Here is a 24,305-nt window from a genome sequence, read left to right as displayed (position 1 = left end):
GCCTCTGTTTTACCTATTGACTAAGGAATAAGGGAGTTATAAGAAAAAATGAAAGGGTGTTAGGAAATCTCAGGGTTATAGTAATCTTCAGACTTGACCTTTCCAACTTCATCTAAATCTTGATTTATACAACCCTGTTTTTGAGCATATTGACAAACACGAGCCCATAACTTTGCTTTAGTACCAGGTGGTCCAGAAGAAAATAACACTCGATCTCCACCTACTATTTTAACTAGACAGACTGGGCAAATTTCTTGCTGATTTTCTGACATTGTTAATTATTTATTGTTTAATCATAAATTGACTTATAAGTATATAACGCTTTTGATTCAATTTGGCAAATCTCATATCTAGCAGATGTAATATTTTAGGAGGAAGGTAGATTTAGATTTTTAAGAAAAATTTCAAGTTTAAAGTTATTTATTGGTATATTGCATTTACACTTTAAGTATTCAGATGCATGAACGTAACAACTTACTAAGGTTAGCCGATCGCTTTTTTCTTTCGGTGCGGAATGCGGAAGTAAACATAAGTTTTAATTCTCCTTGGAGACTAATTCTTCCTTCGCTGCGATAATGAGTTAATAAATCATAGCTGAAGTCTACAGCTACTCTCTCCAGAGGCTAGCTAACCGCTGTTTGCGCAGCATTCCCCAGGAAATGCTTACCTTAGATTTTAAATTTGAATAGAGAATTAAATCTTTGAGAGAACATATTAATTGAGAATAGTATCGGGCAATAGTAGAGTTTTTGTTCTTTGAAAAAATTCAAACATAATATCATAAATTACAGGGACATGTGATGGCTGTATAAAGAAGTGCTTAAGGGTTTGAATTGCTAGTGCCAAACAATTCATTAATTGATAATTGATAATTGATAATTACCTCTGGTTAAAACCGCTACGGAATTGAATATAAGGAAATATTATTTCTTTTCTTGGTCGATTGGATATGGCGAGGAGACCCGCTCTTATCAGAGCCGCTCCGAATGGCGCCATCCCACCCTACGGGAAGCTGCGCTACGACCGCTGTCTTGGTCGATTGGATATGGCGAGGGGACCTCGCCATCCCATCCTAACGGACTGCTCCGCAAACGACCGCTTTTTCCCCTTAAAGGGGAGGCTTTCAACCAGAATTATTTAATTATTAATAATTAATAATTAATAATTCGGTAATGACTTTGATATTGGGATATTAGCTGCTAAAAAAAAACGAAAAAACTCAGCAATAAATATATTGCAGGATGGCGGAAATAACTGACCAGTTACAAAATCGCGGGAACAATTACAAATCAAAAATGATTGACTGTCAGATGTGCGTCTTACATTCTGGAGGAGCTGTGTGCGGAACTATTTCCGCACAGTAGGTGTCCCGTAGGAAACCTCGCCAATTAGCATTCGCTTTTAAATGCATGACTTTTAACTTCCGCGTAGCGGCACTATGTATTCTATACAAGCATTCTAATAACTCGAATAACATATATGAACTACATAGATAAAATAAATCATTTACTTAAGCCATGTGTTAATCGGACGAATTTAGTTATAGATCTATTTGCTGGATGCGGTGGTTTATCTCTAGGTTTTGAAGCCCAGGGATTTCAAACTTATGGTTTTGAAATGGATGCCGATTGTTGTGCAACTTATAATAAAAATCTCAAAGGTAATTGCACTAAAATTACTCTTTCTTCTGAAACAGAATTACCTCCGGTAAATGTAATAATTGGCGGTCCTCCTTGTCAACCTTTTAGTGTTGGGGGAAAGCAAAAAGGTTTGCAAGATTTGCGAGATGGTTTTCCTATTTTTATTAATGCAGTGGCAAGATTAAAGCCGGAAATTTGGTTATTTGAAAATGTAAGAGGTTTACTTTATCGGAATAAATGGTATTTGGATGAAATTACTCAAGCACTTCAATCTTTGGATTATATTATTGAGGTTAAATTGTTAAATGCTGTTGATTTTGGCGTGCCTCAAAATCGACAAAGAGTTATAGTTATTGGGCATAAAGGTGAGTTTAAATTTCCTCAAGCTTTAGACAAAAAAGTAACTGTTGGAGAAGCATTAGGAGCAATGGCATTCCACGGACCTCCAGAGTCAAAATTTCTCACTCCAAATATGGATAAGTATGTAGAAAAATATGAAAAAGCTTCTAGTTGTAAACAACCTCGTGACTTATATTTAGATAAACCTGCTAGAACTTTAACTTGTCGAAATATTTCTGCTCCTACTGGAGATATGCACCGAATAAAATTGTCTGATGGGAGAAGAAGACGTTTGTTGTTAAGGGAGGCAGCAAGATTACAAAGTTTTCCTGACTGGTTTGAATTTGTAGGAAAAGAAACGAGTTGTTTTAATCAGATTGGAAATGCTGTTCCTCCTTTATTTGCTTTTCATTTGGCAGGAAGTATTAGGAGTTATTTAGAATCTGGGAAAAGATTCTCACCAGAGGAAATTTCACAAAAAATTATTCCTGTACAATTATCATTACCTTTTTAAACATTCAGCCGTCAGCTAGCCTCCTATGGTCGGAACTGCGTGATCAGCTATCAGCTTCATTAGCTTAAATTGTATGGGTGAAAAACTCAAAACAAGTCTTTCTTTTGCTTCAATTTATGAGTGGAAAATGTAGTATAAGTTAAACGAATTTTTACTTCATTCATTAAAAAGCTGTTTGCGTAGCATGACCTAGGAAGAGCTGACTGCTAATAGCTAAATGCTTACTTACCTTTTTAAGAGATAAAAATGCCTCAAATTCCCCAATATCTTACTAAGTCAGATAAGTCTAAACAATTTCAAAAGTTAATCAATGAAGCGTTATATATTATTAGTAAGTTTGGTGTACCTCTTGAGGGGATGACTCAAAGACGATTGGAAAGAATGGCAATGGCTTATTTCAGTTATCAGTTATCAGTTATCAGTTATCAGTTATCAATAGTTCCTGGAATAGGGATGTTTGAAATACTGAATTTTCTTTTTTATCCTCTATATGAAAGTTCTTATGACGATATTCGCCGGAAAGATTTAAAATTAATTGTTCTTGCAGGAATTATTATTCCTAGTGCTACTAATCCAAATTCAGCTAGAAATGATGGTACAAGGTCTATGGATAATGAATAATGAATAATGAATAATGAAAACTATCTCTAATTATTAATTACCTCTGGTGAAAACCGAGATAATTGAATCAAGTATGTTCATTAATTGATAATGAATAATAGATAATTAGAGAGTTAGATAGAAAATTAGAGATTTAAAAAACTCTTTCATTATTAATTATTAATTATTAATTATTAATTATCCAATAGTGGCTTATTCAGAACAGAAAAATTGGCTTTATTTGATAGAAGCTGTTCATAGTTCGGGCGTAATTTCTAATGTACGTTTATTAGAACTGAAAAAATTGACAGAAAAATGTCAGGCTGACATAATTTTTGTCACAGCTTTTCTAGACCATCATACTTTTCGCAAGTTTGCTGGTGATATTGCCTGGGAAACAGAAGTTTGGATTGCTGATGCACCAGACCATATAATTCATTTTGATGGTGAGAAATTTTTAGGTCCTTACTCTCAAATAACTAATACTTGAAAGAAAATAATGACTGAAATTAACTGGCAATTATTCTGGATATTAATGATTTTGCATTGTGTTATTGGTACTGCTGCTGCTTTTGTCGCAAAAAGTAGAGGTAGAAATTTTAATATTTGGCTAGGTTGGGGTTTATTAGGAGGTACTATTGCTTTGATAACTGCATTTTTAATGCCAGATAAAAATTAGATTGACAAGAAAATTAATTAGTTGATAATTAGAGAAATTTATGTAGGGATAGATAGAGAGGAAAGTTAAGAGATATTACTATTGGCTTACCTATAAAAATTTGTCTGCTTTGTAATAGCTTTGATATTTTGAGGGATGGAATAAGTGAAAGAAACTAGAAAGCAATTTGCGGAAGTAATTATAATATTTAGCCAAAAAAGTAGTTGAATAAAAAGTCATGCGTAGGGGCGAATAGACCCTTATAGTTTTTATAATATCAAAATTTTTGTGGAGATGCAACCGAAAATCCTTTGACGCGTGATTTTTCTTTTGAGCTTAAGAGAATGAAAATCTTTATGGTTTTCTACTCAGGAGGGATGGAAAGATTTGATTAGGGGAAAACAAGCATATATTTGAAGTTTCACAGGATGACAATTTCAAAAAATATCTACTTCCCTGTAGAAAAAGCAGATATTCTGGAAAAGTATCTGACAAATTTTTAAGTATCTATATATAGGAATGAAATTTTCACCTGTTCCGAAAACTGGCAAAAAGTCGAGAGGGAGGTAACAGGCGATCGCTCAACTTCAAAAAATATCTACTTCCTTGTAAAAAGAGCAAATATATGGGAAAAGTCTCTGGCAAATTTTCGGCTACTTATATATAAGAGTGAAATTTTCATCTGTTCCGAAAACTGGTAAAAAGTCGATGGGTAGTAAGAGGCGATTGCCCCACTTAAGAAAATATCTACTTACTTCTAGGCAGAGGAGATATCTGGGAAATTATCTGGCAAATTTTCTACTATCTATATATAAGAGTGAAATTTTCACCTGTGAGAAAAACTGCTAAAAAGTTCATGGGAAGCAAGAGACTATAGCTTGACTTCAGAAAATATTTATTTTTCTCTATAAAGAGCAGATATTCTGGAAAAGTCTCTGAGAAATTTTTGACTATCTATATATAGAAGTGAAATTTTCATCTGTTCCGAAAACTGGCAAAAAGTCGAGGGGAAGCAAGAGGCTATAGCTTGACTTCAGAAAATATCTACTTCTCTGTGGAAAGAGCAGATATTCTGGAAAATTATCTGAGAAATTTTCGACTATCTATAATATTAAGAGTGAAATTTTCTATCTCTGAGAAAAACTGGTAAAAAGTTGAGGGGAAGCAAGAGGCTATAGCTTGACTTCAGAAAATATCTACTTCTCTGTGGAAAGAGCAGATATTCTGGAAAATTATCTGAGAAATTTTCGACTATCTATAATATTAAGAGTGAAATTTTCTATCTCTGAGAAAAACTGGTAAAAAGTTGAGGGGAAGCAAGAGGCTATAGCTTGACTTCAGAAAATATCTACTTCCCTGTGGAAAGAGCAGATATCTGGGAAAATTATCTGGCAAATTTTCGACTATCTATATATAAGAGTGAAATTTTCATCTCTGAGAAATACTGGTAAAAAGTTGAGGGGAGGTAAGGGGCAATTACTCCACTTCAGAAAATATCTACTTTTCTGTGGAAAGAGTAGATATTCTGGAAAAAGTCTCTGATAAATTTTCGACTATCTATATATAAGAGTGAAATTTTCATCTCTGAGAAATACTGGTAAAAAGTTGAGGGGAGGTAAGGGGCAATTACTCCACTTCAGAAAATATCTACTTTTCTGTGGAAAGAGTAGATATTCTGGAAAAAGTCTCTGATAAATTTTCGACTATCTATATATAAGAGTGAAATTTTCATCTCTGAGAAATACTGGTAAAAAGTTGAGGGGAGGTAAGGGGCAATTACTCCACTTCAGAAAATATCTACTTTTCTGTGGAAAGAGCAGATATTCTGGAAAAAGTCTCTGATAAATTTTCGGCTATCTATATATAAGAGTGAAATTTTCATCTCTGATAAAAACTGGTAAAAAGTCCATGGGAGGTAAGAGGCGATCACTCAACTTCAGAAAATATCTATTTCCCTGTGGAAAGAGCAGATACTCTGGAAAAATATCTGACAAATTTTTGACTACCTATATAAGAATAAAATTTTCATCTATTCCGAAAACTGGCAGAAAGTTGAAAAGAGATAAGAAACAGTTACTCAACTTCAGAAAATATCTACTTCCCTGTGGAAAGAGCAAATATTTGGAAAAAGTCTCTGAGAAATTTTTGGCTACCTATATATAAGAGTGAAATTTTCATCTCTGATAAAAACTGGTAAAAAGTCCATGGGAAGTAAGAGGCGATCGCTCAACTCCAGAAAATATCTATTTCCCTGTGGAAAGAGCAAATATTTGGAAAAAGTCTCTAAGAAATTTTCGGCTACCTATATATAAGAGTGAAATTTTCATCTCTGATAAAAACGGGTAAAAAGTTGAGAGGAAAGTAAGAGACGATCGCTCCGCTCAACTTCAGAAAATATCTGCTTACCTCTATAAACAGCAGATATCTTGGAAAAGTTTCTGACAAATTTGCGACCTATCTAGTATATAGAAGTGAAATTTTCACCTGTGATAAAAACTGGTAAAAAGTTGAGGGAAGGTAAGAGGTAGTTGCTCAATTTCAGAAAATATCTACTTACCTGTAGACAGAAATGTGAAAATTACTGACTGAAAAAATTCATACTTCAGTAAATCTCAATTTTCCTCCACTTTGGGCGGATACTTCTCCAACACTTCTCGTAAATATTTTCCAGTGTAAGATTCAGAATTATCTGCCACATCTTCGGGCGTTCCACAAACAATTATTTCTCCTCCTTTATCTCCACCTTCCGGACCTAAATCTATTACCCAGTCGGCACAACGAATCACATCTAAATTATGCTCAATTACTACAATGGAATTTCCTTTATCTACCAACCTCTGCAAAATATTCAATAACTGATGAACATCATAAAAAGATAAACCAGTTGTTGGTTCATCTATTAAATAAATAGTTTTTCCAGTTGCCCGTCGAGATAATTCAGAGGCTAATTTTACTCTTTGTGCTTCTCCACCAGAAAGAGTCGGTGCAGACTGACCTAATCTGACATAACCTAACCCTACATCTACCAAAGTTTGTAATCGACTTGCCGCCCTCGGAATATTTTTAAATACTTCCAAACCTTCCTCCACAGTCATATTCAAAACATCAGCAATTGACTTATCCTTATACCTCACCTGTAAAGTTTCTCTGTTATATCTTGCACCCTTACAAACATCACATTGTACATAAACATCTGGCAGAAAATTCATTTCAATTACATTTACACCCTGTCCGCTACAAGCTTCACATCTACCACCTTTAACATTAAAAGAAAATCGCCCTGGTTTATAACCTCTTGCCTTAGCTTCAATAGTTTCAGCAAAAATTCCCCGAATTACATCAAATACTCCTGTATAAGTTGCCGGATTGGAACGGGGAGTTCTACCAATAGGTGATTGGTCAATTACAATTGCTTTATCTATTGCTTTTAATCCCTTTATTTTTTCTAACTGTTTAGGAAAAGGAACTTTTCGACTCAGATGATTTTGCAAAGCTGGATAAAGTAATTCGTTAATTAAGGTAGATTTTCCCGAACCAGAAACTCCAGTAATACAAACCAGTTTTCCCAAAGGAATTTCTACATCTATATTTTTGAGATTATTTCTATGACAATTTTTCAGCAGTAAAGACTTTCCATTTCCCTCTCTTCTTTCTACTGGAGTAGCAATAACTTTTTTACCAGATAAATAAGCACCAGTTACCGACTCTGCTGTTGCTAATAATGTCTGAAAATTTCCCTGAGAAACTATCCGCCCCCCATGCACTCCCGCCCCCGGACCTATATCAATAATATGGTCGGCTGTTCTAATAGTTTCTTCGTCATGTTCCACAACTATTAAAGTATTTCCTAAATCTCGAAGTTTGATTAAAGTTTGCAAAAGACGACTATTATCTCTTTGATGTAAACCAATACTTGGTTCGTCTAAAACATAGAGAACTCCTGTTAAACCAGAACCAATTTGTGTTGCTAATCTAATTCTTTGAGCTTCTCCGCCAGAAAGTGTCATTGTTGCTCGGTCTAATGTTAGATAATCTAAGCCAACATCCAACAGAAATTGTAATCTTGCTCGAATTTCTCTCAATACTAATTCGGCAATTTTTGCCTGCCGTTCGCTCAGTTGTAAATTATTGATTTTCTCCAAACATTCCCGAATCGAAACTTCTGTAAAATCTGTAATTCTGTATTGCCCGACCTCTACCGAAAGTGCTTCTGGTTTTAATCTTTTCCCTTGGCAAGTTTCGCAGGTTTGGTTAACTAAATATTGTTCTAATTTTTGTTTGACTAAATCCGAACCAGTCTCCTTATATTGCTTTTCCAATATCGGGATAACTCCAGGATAGTAACGATAATCTCCTTCTCCATTTTTCCTTTCTATCCAAATAGGTTCGTCGCTACCTTCAAGTACCAACTTTTGCTCTTTCTTACTCAATTTATTCCAGGGAGTTTCTATCTCAAAGTCATAAGCTTCAGCCAAACTATAAAGCAGAGAAAAATAATAGGGATTTTCCTTATTCGACCAAGGAGCGATCGCTGAATATAAGGGTGCATTAGGATCGGGTACGATTAAGTCCGGGGAAAATTGCTTCAGACTACCCAAGCCGTGACAAGTCGGACAAGCACCGTAGGGAGAGTTGAAGGAAAATAGGCGAGGTGAGAGTTCTTCCATCACTGCTCCATGTTCCGGACAGGCAAAATTTTCCGAAAATACTATTTGAGTATGAGATTTTTCTATTTCTGTATCTAGTTCCTGACTGGAATTCTGCGAATTATTAGCAGATTTAGAATTAGCTGAAGTTGCTATTTTTGCCGAGGTTAGGTTATACTTATTAAAACTCTGCACTGCACCTACCTCTGCTGATGTATCATTTAATACGTTAATTAAAGCAATTCCAGTAGATTGACGTAGACAAGTACTGAGAGAATCTGCTAAACGTTCCTCTATACAAGGCTTTTTAATTAGTCGGTCAATAACAACTTCTATTGTATGTGTATGATTTTTATCTAAATTGATGTTTTCAGCAATTTCTACAACCTCTCCATCAACCCTCAAACGAACAAATCCTTGAGCGGCTAAACTAGACAACAGTTTCTTATGAGTCCCCTTTTTGCCTCGAACCACGGGAGCTAAGATATGAAATTTAGTCCGGTCTGGCAGAGCCATAATTCTGTCACACATTTCATCTATAGTTTGGGGAGCAATATTATGGTGGCAGATGGGACAATGAGGTTCTCCTGCTCGGCCAAATAGTAATCTGAGATAGTCGTAAATTTCCGTGACGGTGCCGACGGTGGAGCGAGGATTATGAGATGTAGATTTTTGGTCGATGGAAATGGCAGGGCTTAATCCTTCGATGGAGTCTACGTCTGGTTTGTCGAGTTGTCCGAGAAATTGTCGGGCATAGGCACTGAGGGATTCGACGTAGCGACGTTGCCCTTCGGCGAATATTGTGTCGAAGGCAAGGGAGGATTTGCCAGAGCCAGAAACTCCTGTGAAAATAATTAGGCGATCGCGTGGGAGTTCTAGGTCGATATTTTTGAGGTTATGTTGTCTAGCACCTCGGATGCGGATGGTCATTTCAGTTATCAGTTATCAGTTATCAGTTATCAGTTATCAATTATCAATTATCGGTTATCAGCAAAATTTGTAGTGTTATGACACATCTAAATCAGTTATCAATTATCGGAAAATTATTTCTGTCAAAGGATTTTGAGGAATCTTCCCCATGAGCAATGCCAGAATATTTTCATTGTGTGAAGCATCCATAAATATATGCTTGTTGTTCTCAAAATTTTCCCATCCATCTCTCCCCAGTGGAAAATCACCAATATTTTCATCTTGTGAAGCTCCAGAAAAATTATTTCTGCCAAAGGATTTCCCAGAATCTTCCCCATGAGCAATGCCAGAACTTTTCATCCTGTGAAGCACCCATAAATATATACTTGTTGTTCTCAAAATTTTCCCATCCATCTCTCCCCAGTGGAAAATCACCAACATTTTCATCTTGTGAAGCTCCGGAAAAATTATTTCTGTCAAAGGATTTTCAAGAGTCTTCCCCAGGAGCAATGCCAGAATATTTTCATTGTGCGAAGCATCCATAAATATATGCTTGTTGTTCTCGAAATTTTCCCATCCATCTCTCCCCAGTGAAAAATCACTAATATTTTCATCTTGTGAAGCTCCGGAAAAATTATTTCTGTCAAAGGATTTCCCAGAATCTTCCCCATGAGCAATGCCAGAATATTTTCATTGTGTGAAGCATCCATAAATATATGCTTGTTGTTCTCAAAATTTTCCCATCCATCTCTCCCCAGTGAAAAATCACCAACATTTTCATCTTGTGAAGCTCCAGAAAAATTAGCCCTGTCAAAGGATTTTCAAGAATCTTCCTCAGGAGCAATGACAGAATATTTTTCATTGTGCGAAGCATCCATAAATATATGCTTGTTGTTCTCAAAATTTTTCCATCCATTCCTTCCCAGTGAAAAATCATCAATATTTTCATCTTGCGGAGCTCCTGAAAAATCAGTCGTGCCAAAGGATTTTCAGGAATTTTCCCCAGGAGCAATGACAGAATATTTTTCATTGTGCGAAGCATCCATAAATATATGCTTGTTGTTCTCAAAATTTTTCCATCCATTCCTTCCCAGTGAAAAATCATCAATATTTTCATCTTGCGAAGCTCCTGAAAAAAATTCCCGCGTCAAAGGATTTTTGGTTGCATCCTCATAAAAATTTTGATATCATAAAAACCGTTGAGGGTTACTCGCCCATACGCATGACTTTTTATTCAACTAAAAATAGTATAGCTTCTCAGCAATAGAACTCAATTCCGCTTTCCTATGGAATGCTACTCTCAAAAACTGGTATGCCATGTCAGTCCCACTGCTAAAACGACAATTCAACGTCAAAGAATATAACAAAATGCCTGAAGTAGGCATCCTGAAAGAAGATGAGCGAGTAGAACTAATAAGAGGAGAAATTCTCAAAATGTCCCCAGTAGGTCGTCACCATGCAGCTTGCGTGAACCGTTTAACTAGACTATTTTCTCAAAGGTTAGGCGATCGAGTTTTAGTAAGTGTTCAAAACCCGATTGAATTAGGTGATTATTCTGAACCAGAACCAGATATTGCTTTGTTGGAGCTAAAAGCAGATTTTTATGAGTCAGGACATCCTCAGTCTCAGGATTTATTTTTGATAGTTGAAGTGGCAGATAGTACAATTAAGTTTGACCGTGAAGTTAAAGTTCCTCTTTATGCTGAAAATAATGTAATTGAGGTTTGGTTGGTAGATATTAATAAGGAATATTTGGAGGTGTATCGACAACCTATTGGTGGTAGTTATAAACAGGTACAAAAGTTAGAACGCGGTGAAATTTTTTCTGTTCAAAGGTTTCCAGATATTAATATTCAAGTGGATGAAATATTAGGATGAGATATAGCGCTGCGTGCAAGTCAGAAGTTAGAAGTCAGAAGTAATCTATGAGTGAGTTTTAGTATTGAGAAATTCATAATCTGACATAACACTTACCCAGTAATTTCTCTTTTGTATAATTAAACCTACCTCTACCTGTAAATAGGAAAAATCTCTGGTTAATTTAGTGGGGCAATTTGATTATCTTTTGGTTTGTCATCCCACTGATTAAAAAAGGCAGAAGGAAGGATTATCACCAGAACTAATACCAATTTCATAAAATATTGCTACAGTCACGACATAGGGAAAACTTAACTGGGAAAGAAAAACATAATAAAAAAGAGGGAAAAAAGTTGAATTTTTAGAATTTATGGGATTTATATTTTTTTTATTGTACGAATAAATCACAAATTAAGATGTAATTAATTTTTTTTAATTTTGGTATAATTTTAACCACTGTAATGACCGTAAGGTATTGAATAAACAGCAGTTAGATAATTTTCTTATCTATCTAACTCAGTAAGTAGAGCTAAAAATAAGGTAAGAAAAATTGCTTTGTTTCTATTCTCTTTTATCTCTCAAAAAATCATCTTCTATTTAAATATTCTGTGACCAACTTTATTTTTCAAGCAATTAAACAAGTGGTTTTGCTAAGGTTGCCGAGGAATATTGCTTTTGTCATAGGAAACAATTTTCATCTCACAAAATTAACCTATTTCATGGAAAAAATATAGTAATTTGCATAGATATTCAGTTATTACTCCTGCAACTTTAGCTTGCTCTTTAATTATGCAGATAATTTGATGACTCATTACTATTCCTAGTAAGCTTCTTTGAGCATTAGTATTTTCTCTTGATTCTATATGTTTTAAATTAATTGAGTATATTTACTATTAGATCGAATAATTTTTTCTGGTGGGGAATGATTCATTAGAAGGTGAGCTAAGTTCAAAGGTTAGAGTTGTAATAGTTACCATTTCTGTGTTTGATTTACCCAATTGCCCAAGCAACTAAATATCTAATAATGAAATTAATCTCTTCTCTATTATTCCCATCCATTACTCAAAAACTACAAGCATTTTTATTCTGTGAACCTCTCTAGAAAAATTGTCTATTTTTTCTAGCGATCATCTCAACCTTGCCTAGCAATATCCGTCCCTATTGTACCCAAAATTTCCACTCCACGAAATTCACTGATTTTCTCAGCTATCAAAAATACAAAAATTAAAAATTATAGATCACCGCCAAATTTCTCGCATCGTTAAATTAATATCTTTTCCATTATTGCCACCATAATTCCTCACCACTAAAAATGTCATCCCGTGAAGCTCAGGAAAAAATCGGCGCGCGGAAGGATTTTTCATTGCATCCTCAAAAAAATTTTGATACTATTAACTTAGTAGGGGTAATTCGCCCCTACGCATGACTTTTTATTCAACTAAAGAAAGTAAGGTGAGGATATTAAGAGATTGTGGTGATCGCAAAGCGTGGCATCAGCCGTATCGCTAACAGGATATCAAACTCCTAGAAAGAGCAAAATATGCACGGTCATATTAAAACCAGAGAAATAATCATTTTGTGAAGCTCTTAAAAACAACTACATCTGTTTTTCTAGCGATCGCCTCAACCTTGCCGAGAAAGATTGCTCCCTACTTTTCCCAAAATTTCCACTCCACGAAATTAACTCATCTTCTCAGGCATCAAAAATCAAATAAATATAACCACCAAATTTCTCAAATTATCAAATTAATATCATTTCCATGATTCCCATTTATCACCCCTCACCACAAAAATAATCATCCTGTGAAGCTCCTGAAAAAATCGGCGCTCGGAAGGATTTCTCATTGCATCCTCAAAAAAATTTTGATACTATTAACTTAGTGGGGGTTGTTCGACCCTGCACATGACTTTTTATTCAACACCAAAAGTAAGGTATAGGGTATTAAGAGATTGTAGCGATCGCGGAGCGTGTCGTCAGCCGTATCGCTAAAAGCGAATAAAACCCCTAGAAAGAGCAGAAGATATACACTCACTTAAAACCAGAGAAATAATCATTCTGTGAAGCTCTAAAAAAAACAACCACATCTTTGTTTTCTAGCGATCGCCTCAACCTTGCCGAGAAATACTGCTCCCTACTCTCCCTAAAATTTCCACTACACGAAATTCACTCATTTTCTCAACCATCAAAAATCAAATAAATTAACTACCAAATTTCTCAAGCCTAAACTATAATTCCTCACCACAAAAATTTTCATTCTGTGAAGCTCAAAAAAAAAACGGCAGAAATTACCATTGCATCCCCAAAAAAATTTTGATACTATTAAGTTAGTGGGGGTTGTTCGCCCCTACGCATGACTTTTTATTCAACTAAAAATACAATCTTTAATACTAGATAAACCAATCAGCTCTGAGCAATTAACCATTACTAAGCAATTGAAGCGATCGCCCCTTCATACCTGCGATTAATTTCCGGCCAATTAACAACATTCCACCAAGCCTTCAAATAATCACCGCGACGATTTTGATAGTTCAAATAGTAAGCATGTTCCCAAACATCATTACCCATAATCGGATAATCCCCAGTCAAAAAAGGACTATCTTGATTAGCAGTGCTAATAACCTTTAACTTTCCGTCCTTACCCAAAACCAACCATACCCAACCACTACCAAAACGACCACCACCAGCAGCATTAAACTTATCCTTAAAACTATCAAAATTACCAAAACTTTCATCAATAGCAGCAGCTATTTTTCCATCAGGTTCACCCCCACCATTAGGAGTCATAATTTCCCAAAACATTTTATGATTTACATAACCACCACCATTGTTTTGTACAGCAGTCCGAATATCCTCCGGTAAAGTATTCAAATTACGCAATAAATCTTCTGCATTTTTGTCCTTAAGTTCAGGATACTTAGCGATCGCCCCATTCAAATTTCTAATATAACCAGCATAATGTTTATCATGGTGAAACTGCATAGTTTCTTTATCAATATAAGGTTCCAAAGCATCATATCCATAAGGTAGAGGTGTTAGTTGAAAACCCCCAGAATTTTCTACTAATTTAGTATCATTTACTGAAGTAGAAGGAGTTACAGATGAAGAAGAATTATCTTCTGATGTTTGGCAAGAACCTAGAGTCATATACCCCAAAGTAGCACTCGTTAAGATTAAAAAATTGCGCCGATTAATATTCATTATTAGTTTTTCAGAAAAATAGTTTATATAAAATATATTAACAACTATGACACCTAATGGGGAGTAGAGGAGTGAGGGAGTGGGGGAGTGGGGGAGTGGGGGAGTGGGGGAGAATTCAATAATTGATAATTACCTCTCCCTAAAAGGAAAAGTATTGACGCTTAAGGAAAATTTTTTCTTGTTCCTCCTTTAAAGGAGAAGTTTTAAACCTTAATTATTCGGTAAACATAAGAATAATTAGGGTGAATCTCAATTTTGAATAAAGCCAAAAATTTATCCTTTTAGCCAACAGGCAACAGGCAACAGGGAATAGGGAATATATAGAAAAAAAGTATTTTTGCAAATATTGAGATGTACCCAATAATTAACATTATTTCTGTGAATAGGCCAACTAAAATGACATTACTCCTTACAAATAAATTCGGCTTTTTTATTAAAAATATCATGTCTATCGGGAGGTATTTGTGTAAATTCAAGGGTGAATATTTACAGGAAATTTAGGTTTTTTCTGCTTATCAGGCGAAATATTTTTGGAGAGTTATTCAAATCCCCTACTTCCCCTCCTGGGAGGGGTTAGGGGTGGGTTAACTTCTGAGTTATGACTTCTGACTTCTAACTTCTGACTTCGTCAACCCAGTTCATCAGTTACTAAACGCCTCAAAATTTCCGTAACTTCTGTTGCCATCCGAGCATCTATTTCTACTGCTTCTTTGTCAAAATCTCCTAAAGCTCTTGCTCCTCGTAAAGTCATTGCTATAGACCTAATTTTTTCCTGGTATTCAAACTGTGTAAAACAAGTATAAGTAAGTTCTGTACGTTTGCGACTGCTACTATATCCAAAACCTAATTTAGATAGAATAACAGGATATTTAATACTATTTTGAATCCCCAATTTTTCCAGAGCTACATCAACATAACGGGCAGTATCTTTACCAGCATTACGAATAAAAGGTTGCAAATTTTCCCAAGACATTCCTGGCAGTTTTGCGGACTCTGGTAAATGATAATAGCAACCAACCATTGACATAATTCTAGTTAAATCATAAGTAGCGACAGTATTTTCTCCTGGTTGTTCTGCTCGCTTTTTACTTTCTGATACTGCACTTAATAACACCCGGTCGTCTTGTGTTATTTGGGGAGAAAAAATAAACGGTTCTTCACCATATAAACCTTGAAATTCTGTATGATTATTACCTGTAATTTCCTTGAGCCATGATTCTAAATCTACATAATTTTGAAAACATTTAAACATTGCAGCTAAAGAATTTGAACTACCAATTTTTTCTCCATTGGTAAAAATATCTTCCACAACTTCATTAAAGTCTAAATTTTTCCCATCTCCTTGGATTTGACAAGTATTAATATCGCTATTAATCGAACAAATAACATTTAAAATTGCGATAATTTTAGTAGAACTCCAATATTGACATTTATCCAGAGAATTTCTACCTAACCAACGAGATTTAAAAGGTCCGCCAGCAGTACCAGCTAGACAAATACAAGCTTCTTTAATATCAGGATGAATAAAATTAAGAGCCTGTTCATCAATATCAGGAAATTCGCCAACATTGGGGAAAACTTTTGCTCCTGGAATTGCTAAATTAGGCAGCATAGTTAAATGTTCTGGATAATTTTCTACCTGGTTTTGATAGGGAGAACTTTTAATACCTTTATCCAGAAAAGCTAGTTTATAACTGTTAAAACCAGCCTCAGTTTTTAAGAAATCGTTATATACTTTTTCTCGGTCTATTGCTAGTAGCAGGGTAAATGCTTCTTTTTGATCAAAATAGCCAAAAAACTCTGTCACTATATTTAGAATTTTATCGTTAATATCTTCCATAATTTGAGTTAGTTAGAATACAGATACACGGATAAAGGAATGATTTTTGTTTGCTACTACTATTATATTTGTTAATCTTAATGATTCATATAGCAATTCCCAAAAAGCGTTTCTGTACAAAATTCCTTGGTTTTAGGAAGTAGGGACCCACCCCTAACCCCTCCCAGGAGGGGAAAAAGGGAGTAGGGAGTAGTAATTCTGGTTCTGTAGGAATTGATAAAGAAGAAAAACAACTGTACCTTATTAGCTTGGGAAACCCTATAGAACCCCTGATCGTATCTTCATAAATATGCGCGTTTTTTTAGCCTTGAGTCAGGAGACAGGAGTTCAATAATGGATAACGGATAATTGATAATGGATAATTGATAATTAGGGGTTGTACATTATGGAATGATATTGCCAAAAATTAGTTGATAATTTAACTTTAAAAAACCTAATATTCATCATTATGGCAATTCTCAAATCCAAAATTCTGTTCATCAAAAATGTCAAATCATTCGTCACTGTGCAACACCAATAATTACCGAATAATTAATAATTAATAATTAAATAATTCTGGTTTAAAGCCGACCCTTTTAAGGGGAAAAAAGCGGTCGTTTTGCTACGCAACATGTTTGCGGAGCATGACAAACGGAAAAAGTGTAGCTTCCCGAAGGGTGGGATGGATGGGTTTCCTAACCATATCCAATCGACCAAGAGAAGAAATAATATTTTCTTATATTCAATTCCGTAATGGTTTTAACTAGAGATAATTATCAATTATCAATTATCAATTATTAATTAATGAACTCTCCCTAAAAGGAAGAGGATTGAATAAAAGGAAAATTAATTCATTGTTTATCCTTTAAAGGAGAGGATTTTTACCTTAATTATTTGGTAAGAGGAAAGAGGGAAAATGTGGTGATAAATAATACCAAAAAAATCAACACTCCTTCAGATTATTTTTCTTCAAAATTGATGCGCGAAAAGACTTTACTACCATAATTATATAGATATCAAATGGGTTCTATAGGATGATATAGCAATCAGGAATCAGATGTGAGAATTGAGGTGTTCTTTTAAAGGATAGAATATAGCAGTTTTCTTATTGTTATTTATTCGTTTCTCTCCTATTCCCTATTCCCTATTCCTTACTCCCTAGAACAAAAGTCTCCAATATTTCACAACTAAAATCTTATGGCTATATTACCGAATCAGAAACAAATTATCAATGTTTTGACCAATCTATTTAGAGTTTGCTGAAAAAGTCTTTTAACCCACCCTAACCCCTCCCCTCCAGGGAGGGGAAGGTAGGAGACAACCCACCCCTAGCCCCTTCCCAACCCACCCTTAACCCCTCCCAACCCACCCCTAACCCCTCCCCTCCAGGGAGGGGAAGACAGGAGACAGGAGGAACGGGGAATTAATTAGGAGGTAAGAGGAAGAATAATCCCTTGATTATTCTGCGCAACAAAGCCGCCTAAAATGCTAATTTTTTGAACCATTACGACCATTAAGCTTGGACTTTTTTTAACTTAAAAATGTTAAAACCTTTATATGTCAATCCTTTTATACAAATTTCATAAAATATTGTTACAGTGACAACACAGGCAACAGGCAACAGGGAAAGAAAAACATAAATATTAAAGAGGAAAAAAAAGTGAAAACTTTAAAATTTATGGAATTTATGATTTTTCTTTTAGAAATAAATCACAAATTAAGATGTAACTACCTTTTTTGAATTTGGTATTAGATTTAATCAGCAAACCCTATTTGTACGAAAAATCTACAACAAAGTCAAAGACTGTAGATTGAAGATATGATTTAATATTTTTAATTTTGAATTAATATAATTCTTTTCGCTGATAGCTGATAGCTGACCACTGTTTGCGCAGCATTCCGGAGGAAATACTTACAGAGAATATTCCTTATATCAAGCCTCTAGCTGTTTGCGCAGCATGACCTAGGAAAGCAAGAGATACTGAAGTCCGCAGTTCCGACCACGGGAGGCTAACTGATAACTAAAATCACTTGTCATACTAACTTTTATCCATAGCTTTGAGTCGTATTGTAGACAAATTAAAACAACAAAACCATTGAGATGATCAAAAAAGACATCCTAATTAACTTACTCGATATCTCATTATTTTCACTTAATTTATAGCCATTATTTAAAGGATTTGTGAAAAATTTGAGAATAGTCAATATTAACTAAAAAAATTAAAATCATAACACCAGTAAATCACAAACCTCACTTCTAGCCATCTCAAAAATGTTACAACTGAAATAATATTACTATATGAACTACTGGACAAAACTTTAAACTATGTTCAATGTGACAAAGATATCCTCTTTCCCCAAACTCAATTCCACATTACCAACAGGATTCGTATTTGGGGCTGCAATGGTAGTAGCGATCGCCAGTGCAAGTGCAATTTCTCAACTCAATCATATAACAGATAAGAGTAGTAATGCCAGACTACTCTTAACTCAATTAAAAGAGCAAGTTAGCCGACTTAATTCCCTAGAATGGGAAGGTATTTCCAAAGGTGAAATAGATCAAAATTTAACTGAAGAACTTGCTGAAAATAAAGAAAGTACTGATGCTATTATTCAAGGAATTCAAGAACTTGAAGAACAGAACTATCTGAAAAGTCTTTGGGAACTATATACCAGTTATCAAACCGAAATGGAAAGTTCTCTGGAGCTAATTGCTCAAAGAAAAGTTCAGGAAGCAATGGAGATTAATGCCCATAAAATTGATGAAATTTATGATGAGCTATACGATGAAATTAAAACTTTAGAAGAAGGCTATGTAGAGCAATATCAACAGACCCGAAAACTTGCCGATATTGGAACCGCCTTTACTTTAATTATGGCAGCCATTGCCATTGGTAGTTTATACTATATATTCAGTAAAAAATTGTTGAACAAAAATCAGGAATTAGAAATTGCCTTAATCAATCTCCAACAAGCACAAGCTCAATTAATTCAACAAGAAAAAATGGCCGCTTTAGGACAACTAATTGCCGGAATTGCCCATGAAATAAATAACCCCCTCGGCGCAATTCAAGCCTCAGCAAACAACACCGATAAAGCTTTGAAAGAAGTACTTAATCAACTCCCCCATTTACATCAAAGTCTCACTTGCCAAGAAGAAAACAATCTGTTTCAGCTCATCCATCAGATACTCAAAAGTAAATCTTCTATTGCCTCTCAAGAAACTCGCGCCCTCAAGCGTAGAATAGCAGCTCAACTTCGAGAAAATGACATTAAAAATTCTCGATATATTGCAGACCTCCTAGCAGACATGGGAGTTCCTGAAACCCCCGAACTGTGGCTACCCATACTCAAGAGTGAACAGGGAGAATTTGCCATCGAATTTGCCTATAACTTAGCCTCCTCCTGTAATAACAATCAGATTATCCTACATGCCGTGGAACGCTGCTCCAAGACCATTTTTGCCCTCAAAAGCTATGCTCGTTATCAGCCTTCTGGAAAGAAGCAGTTAGTACAAGTAGTTAATGGCCTAGAAACAGTATTAGAAATCTATCATAATCAACTCAAACGTAATATCCGTTTAATTCGAGATTATCAGGAAATTCCTGATATCTGGGGATATGCCGACGAGCTGATTCAGGTATGGACAAACCTAGTACACAATGCCATTCAAGCCATGGAATCTGGAGGGACACTAACAATTGCCACTCGTAAACAGGAAAATGGTATTCAGGTGAGTATTCAGGACAGCGGAGTAGGAATTCCACCAGAAATAGAGTCCAAAATCTTTGATGCCTTTTTCACCACCAAGTCACCAGGTGAGGGAAGTGGTTTGGGACTGCACATTTGTCAGAAAATTATAGACAAACATCAAGGAAATATCAGAGTGGACAGCAAGCCAGGAAATACATTATTCTGTATACAGTTGCCTATTGGTTCTCCTTAACTTTTTAATCTGTGGAGCAGGATTAAATATGTGTGATACAGCGATTATCTGTGTAGATGATGAAATGCCTATTCTCAAGGTTCTCAAAGAACAACTACAGCGTTGCTTCGGCAACAAGTATATTTATGAGGTTGCTCAAAGTGCTGAAGAAGCCTGGGTTGTAATTGATGAGTTAGAAGAGGAAGATATTAAAATTCTGGCCATTGTTTCTGATTGGCTGATGCCTAATGTCAAAGGTGATGTGTTTTTAACCCAGGTCCATAAACGTTTTCCAGAGATCGTCACCGTGATGTTGACCGGACAAGCTGACGAAGCCGCCATTGAGCGAGCTAGACAACAGGCCAACCTTTATGCTTGCCTCCACAAACCCTGGACAGAAGAACAATTGCAGCAAATTATTAGTACAGCTTTAAATCAGTAAGCTGTTCAGCATTTAGTTTTTCAAGGAGCATAGCATACTTTTTAGCAAAAGGTGTCATATCAAATCCGGATGATTAGTTATCGTATCGCGCTCGGAGTCAGGAGTCAGGAAAAAGAAAGGATTTGAATAGCATGAATTTTTAAATTCGTATTTAATAGACCTCTCCGGAAAAGAGGGAGTAGGGAGTAGGAAGTAGAGGGAAAGAATTGATGATTTATCTACTATAATTGATTTTATTTTTTATTATTGGAGATGTCTAATAGAACATCTGTATTAAGAAGAAGTAATTTTGCGATTACTGTATAACCGGATTTTATATCAGGCACTTAAAATAGAAGTTAAGACCCACAAAAGCTTTATCAAATGAAAGCAGCAATTATTTGTGTTGATGATGAGTGGACAATACTTACAACTTTGGGACAACAACTCAAGCGCTATTTTGGCAAAGACTATGAAATTGAGTTAGCCAATAATGCTGCAGAAGCACTTTCAATCTGTGCAGAATTAACAGCAGAAGGTTTAGAAATTCCTCTAGTGATTTCCGATCAACGGATGCAAGGAATGGAAGGGGATACATTGTTAATTCAACTGCACAAGCTTTATCCCAAAATGTTAAAAATAATGCTGACTGGGCAAGCTAATGCTGACTCAGTGGGGAATGTTGTCAATGCTGCCGCCTTATACCGCTATATCCGTAAACCTTGGGATGAAACCGATCTAATTCTCACAGTTGCTGAAGCCTTGCGAAGCTTTGAGCAAGAACAAAAACTTACTTATCAAAATGCGTTACTTAAGGAAATTAATGCCAAATTAGAAAGCTCTTTATCATTACTATTAGCGAGTTTAGAAGCAACAATTGATGGAGTTCTTGTTTTGGACTCTGGGGGAAAAGTGGTCAGTTTTAATCAAAAGTTTGCTGCAATTTGGAATTTGCCTGCCTCAACTTCAACGGATGATAGCCAAAAGTTAGTTGATTTGATTTTAGAACCATTGATAGAAGAAGATGCGAGCGCCTTTCAAGCATTACTTGTGCAAGAGAATATCAAAAAACGGGATTTATTAAGATTAAAAATGGTCATGTGATTGAGTATTATTTACAGCCTCAAAAGTTAGCAGGTAAAATTGTCGGTCAGGTCTGGAGTTTTCGAGATGTAACTCAGGAAAAGCTAACAGAAGAAACCTTCAAACACCAAGCATTGCACGATCCTCTCACTAACCTCCCGAATCGAGCTTTATTCGATCAGAAACTTTCCGAAGCTCTAACCTATGCAGCTTATCACTCAGAAACTATGGCAATGATGTTTCTTGATTTAGACAGGTTTAAGGAAGTTAATGATACATTCGGTCACTCAGTAGGAGACCTATTGTTACAGGGTGTAATTCAGCGTCTTGTCAGCTGTCTGAGGGAAGTTGATTTAATTGCGCGCTGGGGAGGAGATGAATTCGCGATCGTCTTACCGCAAATTCGCTCTCGAAAGGATGCAGGAGAGATTGCTGATAGATTAGTTAGAGCACTGCAACCCGAATTTATTCTGGAAGGTCATCGTATTCATGTCACAGTTAGCATCGGAATAGCAGTGTATCCTGATGATGGTTTAGATAGTGGTACTTTACTTCGGAATGCTGATCGAGCGTTGTACCAAGCCAAAAAATCTGGGCGCAACAATTATTCTAGTTTAGAGCAACTTACTGAAAAGCTAGGTTGAGCTCTTTCTTGAGTGGGGGAGTAGGGAGTGGGGGAGTCGGGGAATAGGGGAGTAGAGGAGTAGGACTGATTTATTGAAAGAAAGTAAAAATGAATAATTTTGAGACAAATGGAATATGGTTTTTACCAGAAACCCCAGACAGAAAAATCACTGGAACATTGAGTTTTTCACCAGAAAAAATACCTCAACTCAAGTTGGTAGGAGAATTGAGACAATTTGAGAACATCGAAGAAAAATTTGATAATCCCCTAACATATCCAATTATTAATGGTTGGCTTGTTTCTGCGCCTGGTAAATCAGAAGCAGTAACTTTGTTTAAATCTTCACAGAAGAAAGAAATTAAGACAGGAATACAAACTAGCGAAATATATCCCGATATTATTATTAAGGGCTACCATTTTTCGGCATTATGAAGATATTCAATTTACCGAAGAATTAATAATTAAATAATTAAATAATTAAATAGTTCAGGTTTAAAGCCTCCCCTTTCAAGGGGAAAAAATAAATTTTTTCCTTTTATTCAATCCTCTTCCTTTTAGGGAGAGGTAATTATCAATTATCCATTATCAATTATCCATTATTGAAGGCTTTAATTGTGCGATATACGCAATTAGAAAAATGGGTTAATTTACCAAATGTTGAAATTACGCCTATACCCAGTTCCAGTAATCAAAATTGCTATAGAGAAATAAATGTCAGACAAACGATACAAGAACCAATTGAAATTGGTAAATTGAATGAATTCTCTATTAGCATTTTAGATATACCATGGCTTACGCCAGAGAAGTTACAGTTTTTTAAGTTTTTGGGATTAGACACTACCAAACTTCAACTGGAAGAACGGAAAAAGATTTTGTTCAAAGCAAATACCCCTAAAAGTCTTGATGAATTCATAAAAATTATTGACTCTTTTCAAGAATTTTTAACGTTTTCTTGTGGGCAAATTGTTTTGCCAGACACTATTGAATCATGTGTTTCAGGAACATCAATGGAATATGATTTTCCGAGGCAAATATTTATGGAAATAGAAAATTCCGAAAAGCTATTTTTTTAGGTCAACAGGTAAGTAAAAAGGAAGTAGAGAAACATTATCCGATTAAAATTTTCTATCAAAATATTTTAGCTCAAATCTATAGACCCTCTTTTGAAGAAAATAAAATTATGTTTCGCTTTACAGATATACAAGATAATTCTCAAATGATTTTAGAATCTTGGAAATATATTAGCGAAACATTAGGCTCTATTCTAGAACTTTATATGAGAGTTTATTACACGCCAATACGTCATACTAAAGACTTATTCTTGAGTTTTGCTCAAGCAATTGAGGGATTTCATCGGATTCATCATAATGGAAAATATTGCGAATATTCAGTTTTTGAGAGTATTAGAAAGGAGCTTGAACAACTGTTATCAGTAGAGTTAAAAAACCATAATGTAAAAGAGGAATATCACGAATCTATTTTAAATAAAATACAATACTGGAATGAGTTTTCTTTAAAAGAAAGATTGGAAAATTTGTTTAAGGATGAAAAAATTTCTAGTTGTTTACCTGACAGATTATTTGAAAATTCAGATGCCAAGGATAAATTTGTTAAACAAGTCAGAGATACAAGAGGGAGTTTAACGCATCCTACTGGACTGTTTCATCTTAAATGTTGCATTAGAAAATGGGGTGATGGGGGGATGGGGTGGTGGGGGGATGGGGTGACGAAAAAAGCGCTCTGCACTATTTTAGGTGAAACAGTCCACTACAAGTAAAACAAATAAAACAAACAGTAAAATTGCGACAGATTCAGATTTAACACTACTTACAAAAAAGTTAAAAATAATTCTAGAAGTCTGCCTATTGAAAACATTAAAAATACCTCCACCTAAAATAAAATCAATTATGGAACAGCGATATTAAAGTGCATCTGTTGAGTTTCGTTCCTCAACTAAATAGCAGTTTGTTCATTCCTATTAGACATCTCCAATAATAAAAAATCAAATCAATGATTGCACAGAAACTATCAATTATTCCCCTCCCAGGAGGAGGGGCGAGGGGTGGGTTC

20 protein-coding genes are annotated in these 24,305 nt (G+C 35.3%); 13 read left to right on the top strand and 7 right to left on the bottom strand.

Annotation, left to right across the window (positions count from 1 at the left end):
• Window positions 1-59: 59 nt before the first annotated feature.
• Complete coding sequence (locus tag SAGCYANO_RS10315; protein WP_202219997.1) at window positions 60-272, bottom strand: hypothetical protein; 213 nt, start codon at window positions 270-272, stop codon at window positions 60-62.
• Window positions 273-1,479: 1,207 nt separating this feature from the next.
• Here SAGCYANO_RS10315 and SAGCYANO_RS10310 point away from each other — a divergent pair.
• From SAGCYANO_RS10310 to SAGCYANO_RS10295, 4 genes are all read left to right on the top strand, one after another.
• A complete protein-coding gene (locus SAGCYANO_RS10310; RefSeq protein ID WP_202219996.1) occupies window positions 1,480-2,493 on the top strand; it encodes a DNA cytosine methyltransferase in 1,014 nt (337 codons plus the stop codon).
• 246 nt (window positions 2,494-2,739) lie between these two features.
• The gene (locus tag SAGCYANO_RS10305; protein ID WP_202219995.1) at window positions 2,740-3,114 is read left to right on the top strand and encodes a hypothetical protein; all 375 of its coding nucleotides are present in this window, start codon (window positions 2,740-2,742) and stop codon (window positions 3,112-3,114) included.
• A 187-nt stretch (window positions 3,115-3,301) separates the two neighbouring features.
• Window positions 3,302-3,583 carry a BsuBI/PstI family type II restriction endonuclease gene (locus tag SAGCYANO_RS10300; RefSeq protein ID WP_237396036.1) on the top strand — a complete coding sequence of 94 codons (282 nt, stop codon included), beginning with the start codon at window positions 3,302-3,304 and terminating at the stop codon, window positions 3,581-3,583.
• Between the two features lie 9 nt (window positions 3,584-3,592).
• The gene (locus tag SAGCYANO_RS10295) at window positions 3,593-3,772 is read left to right on the top strand and encodes a hypothetical protein (protein WP_202219994.1); all 180 of its coding nucleotides are present in this window, start codon (window positions 3,593-3,595) and stop codon (window positions 3,770-3,772) included.
• Window positions 3,773-6,363: 2,591 nt separating this feature from the next.
• On the opposite strand, the gene uvrA is transcribed toward SAGCYANO_RS10295, so the two are convergent.
• The 3 genes from uvrA to SAGCYANO_RS10280 all read right to left on the bottom strand — a co-directional run bounded on the left by uvrA (window position 6,364) and on the right by SAGCYANO_RS10280 (window position 10,411).
• On the bottom strand, window positions 6,364-9,327 hold the full coding sequence (gene uvrA, locus SAGCYANO_RS10290; protein ID WP_202219993.1) for an excinuclease ABC subunit UvrA: 2,964 nt from the start codon (window positions 9,325-9,327) through the stop codon (window positions 6,364-6,366).
• 102 nt (window positions 9,328-9,429) lie between these two features.
• On the bottom strand, window positions 9,430-9,849 hold the full coding sequence (locus SAGCYANO_RS10285; RefSeq protein WP_202219992.1) for a hypothetical protein: 420 nt from the start codon (window positions 9,847-9,849) through the stop codon (window positions 9,430-9,432).
• 100 nt (window positions 9,850-9,949) lie between these two features.
• Window positions 9,950-10,411 carry a hypothetical protein gene (locus tag SAGCYANO_RS10280; RefSeq protein WP_202219991.1) on the bottom strand — a complete coding sequence of 154 codons (462 nt, stop codon included), beginning with the start codon at window positions 10,409-10,411 and terminating at the stop codon, window positions 9,950-9,952.
• A 212-nt stretch (window positions 10,412-10,623) separates the two neighbouring features.
• Between SAGCYANO_RS10280 and SAGCYANO_RS10275 the strand changes: the two genes are divergently transcribed.
• On the top strand, window positions 10,624-11,184 hold the full coding sequence (locus SAGCYANO_RS10275; RefSeq protein WP_202219990.1) for a Uma2 family endonuclease: 561 nt from the start codon (window positions 10,624-10,626) through the stop codon (window positions 11,182-11,184).
• Window positions 11,185-12,401: 1,217 nt separating this feature from the next.
• Here the strand turns inward: SAGCYANO_RS10275 and SAGCYANO_RS47475 are convergent.
• The gene (locus tag SAGCYANO_RS47475; protein ID WP_255502525.1) at window positions 12,402-12,527 is read right to left on the bottom strand and encodes a hypothetical protein; all 126 of its coding nucleotides are present in this window, start codon (window positions 12,525-12,527) and stop codon (window positions 12,402-12,404) included.
• A 214-nt stretch (window positions 12,528-12,741) separates the two neighbouring features.
• Here SAGCYANO_RS47475 and SAGCYANO_RS10270 point away from each other — a divergent pair, with 214 nt between their 5' ends.
• The gene (locus tag SAGCYANO_RS10270; RefSeq protein WP_202219989.1) at window positions 12,742-12,927 is read left to right on the top strand and encodes a hypothetical protein; all 186 of its coding nucleotides are present in this window, start codon (window positions 12,742-12,744) and stop codon (window positions 12,925-12,927) included.
• 661 nt (window positions 12,928-13,588) lie between these two features.
• Here SAGCYANO_RS10270 and SAGCYANO_RS10265 read toward each other — a convergent pair.
• Both SAGCYANO_RS10265 and SAGCYANO_RS10260 read right to left on the bottom strand, forming a co-directional pair.
• A complete protein-coding gene (locus tag SAGCYANO_RS10265) occupies window positions 13,589-14,362 on the bottom strand; it encodes a superoxide dismutase (protein ID WP_202219988.1) in 774 nt (257 codons plus the stop codon).
• A gap of 628 nt (window positions 14,363-14,990) precedes the next feature.
• Window positions 14,991-16,202 carry a hypothetical protein gene (locus tag SAGCYANO_RS10260; RefSeq protein ID WP_202220013.1) on the bottom strand — a complete coding sequence of 404 codons (1,212 nt, stop codon included), beginning with the start codon at window positions 16,200-16,202 and terminating at the stop codon, window positions 14,991-14,993.
• 2,305 nt (window positions 16,203-18,507) lie between these two features.
• Between SAGCYANO_RS10260 and SAGCYANO_RS10255 the strand changes: the two genes are divergently transcribed.
• From SAGCYANO_RS10255 to SAGCYANO_RS10225, 7 genes are all read left to right on the top strand, one after another.
• A complete protein-coding gene (locus SAGCYANO_RS10255; RefSeq protein WP_202219987.1) occupies window positions 18,508-20,127 on the top strand; it encodes an ATP-binding protein in 1,620 nt (539 codons plus the stop codon).
• Window positions 20,128-20,155: 28 nt separating this feature from the next.
• The gene (locus tag SAGCYANO_RS10250; protein ID WP_202219986.1) at window positions 20,156-20,548 is read left to right on the top strand and encodes a response regulator; all 393 of its coding nucleotides are present in this window, start codon (window positions 20,156-20,158) and stop codon (window positions 20,546-20,548) included.
• A 363-nt stretch (window positions 20,549-20,911) separates the two neighbouring features.
• The gene (locus tag SAGCYANO_RS10245; RefSeq protein ID WP_202219985.1) at window positions 20,912-21,631 is read left to right on the top strand and encodes a response regulator; all 720 of its coding nucleotides are present in this window, start codon (window positions 20,912-20,914) and stop codon (window positions 21,629-21,631) included.
• Window positions 21,628-22,254 (top strand): GGDEF domain-containing protein, encoded by a 627-nt coding sequence (locus tag SAGCYANO_RS10240; protein ID WP_202219984.1) that lies wholly within the window; start codon window positions 21,628-21,630, stop codon window positions 22,252-22,254. The genes SAGCYANO_RS10245 and SAGCYANO_RS10240 overlap by 4 nt, the downstream gene beginning before the upstream one ends.
• 89 nt (window positions 22,255-22,343) lie before the next feature.
• Entirely contained in the window at window positions 22,344-22,667 is a 324-nt protein-coding gene (locus tag SAGCYANO_RS10235) for a hypothetical protein (protein WP_202219983.1), read from the top strand.
• A gap of 167 nt (window positions 22,668-22,834) precedes the next feature.
• On the top strand, window positions 22,835-23,308 hold the full coding sequence (locus tag SAGCYANO_RS10230) for a hypothetical protein (protein WP_202219982.1): 474 nt from the start codon (window positions 22,835-22,837) through the stop codon (window positions 23,306-23,308).
• Between the two features lie 107 nt (window positions 23,309-23,415).
• Complete coding sequence (locus SAGCYANO_RS10225; protein ID WP_202219981.1) at window positions 23,416-24,012, top strand: HEPN domain-containing protein; 597 nt, start codon at window positions 23,416-23,418, stop codon at window positions 24,010-24,012.
• Window positions 24,013-24,305 lie beyond the last annotated feature (293 nt).

The organism is Okeania sp. KiyG1, from assembly GCF_014132355.1.
GTDB lineage: Bacteria > Cyanobacteriota > Cyanobacteriia > Cyanobacteriales > Microcoleaceae > Okeania.
This window is presented reverse-complemented; position numbering and strand designations above follow the sequence as displayed.

Excerpts from the sequence above, each read along its gene's own strand:
- SAGCYANO_RS10260 (WP_202220013.1), bottom strand. The coding sequence starts at position 16,202 with ATGGAAGATATTAACGATAAAATTCTAAATATAGTGACAGAGTTTTTT.
- SAGCYANO_RS47475 (WP_255502525.1), bottom strand. The coding sequence starts at position 12,527 with ATGAAAAATCCTTCCGCGCGCCGATTTTTTCCTGAGCTTCACGGGATG.
- SAGCYANO_RS10305 (WP_202219995.1), top strand. The coding sequence starts at position 2,740 with ATGCCTCAAATTCCCCAATATCTTACTAAGTCAGATAAGTCTAAACAA.
- SAGCYANO_RS10285 (WP_202219992.1), bottom strand. The coding sequence starts at position 9,849 with ATGGATGCTTCGCACAATGAAAATATTCTGGCATTGCTCCTGGGGAAG.
- SAGCYANO_RS10315 (WP_202219997.1), bottom strand. The coding sequence starts at position 272 with ATGTCAGAAAATCAGCAAGAAATTTGCCCAGTCTGTCTAGTTAAAATA.
- SAGCYANO_RS10225 (WP_202219981.1), top strand. The coding sequence starts at position 23,416 with ATGTTTCGCTTTACAGATATACAAGATAATTCTCAAATGATTTTAGAA.
- SAGCYANO_RS10295 (WP_202219994.1), top strand. The coding sequence starts at position 3,593 with ATGACTGAAATTAACTGGCAATTATTCTGGATATTAATGATTTTGCAT.
- SAGCYANO_RS10265 (WP_202219988.1), bottom strand. The coding sequence starts at position 14,362 with ATGAATATTAATCGGCGCAATTTTTTAATCTTAACGAGTGCTACTTTG.
- SAGCYANO_RS10280 (WP_202219991.1), bottom strand. The coding sequence starts at position 10,411 with ATGATTTTTCACTGGGAAGGAATGGATGGAAAAATTTTGAGAACAACA.
- SAGCYANO_RS10275 (WP_202219990.1), top strand. The coding sequence starts at position 10,624 with ATGTCAGTCCCACTGCTAAAACGACAATTCAACGTCAAAGAATATAAC.
- SAGCYANO_RS10310 (WP_202219996.1), top strand. The coding sequence starts at position 1,480 with ATGAACTACATAGATAAAATAAATCATTTACTTAAGCCATGTGTTAAT.
- SAGCYANO_RS10245 (WP_202219985.1), top strand. The coding sequence starts at position 20,912 with ATGAAAGCAGCAATTATTTGTGTTGATGATGAGTGGACAATACTTACA.
- SAGCYANO_RS10255 (WP_202219987.1), top strand. The coding sequence starts at position 18,508 with ATGTTCAATGTGACAAAGATATCCTCTTTCCCCAAACTCAATTCCACA.
- SAGCYANO_RS10250 (WP_202219986.1), top strand. The coding sequence starts at position 20,156 with ATGTGTGATACAGCGATTATCTGTGTAGATGATGAAATGCCTATTCTC.
- uvrA (WP_202219993.1), bottom strand. The coding sequence starts at position 9,327 with ATGACCATCCGCATCCGAGGTGCTAGACAACATAACCTCAAAAATATC.
- SAGCYANO_RS10235 (WP_202219983.1), top strand. The coding sequence starts at position 22,344 with ATGAATAATTTTGAGACAAATGGAATATGGTTTTTACCAGAAACCCCA.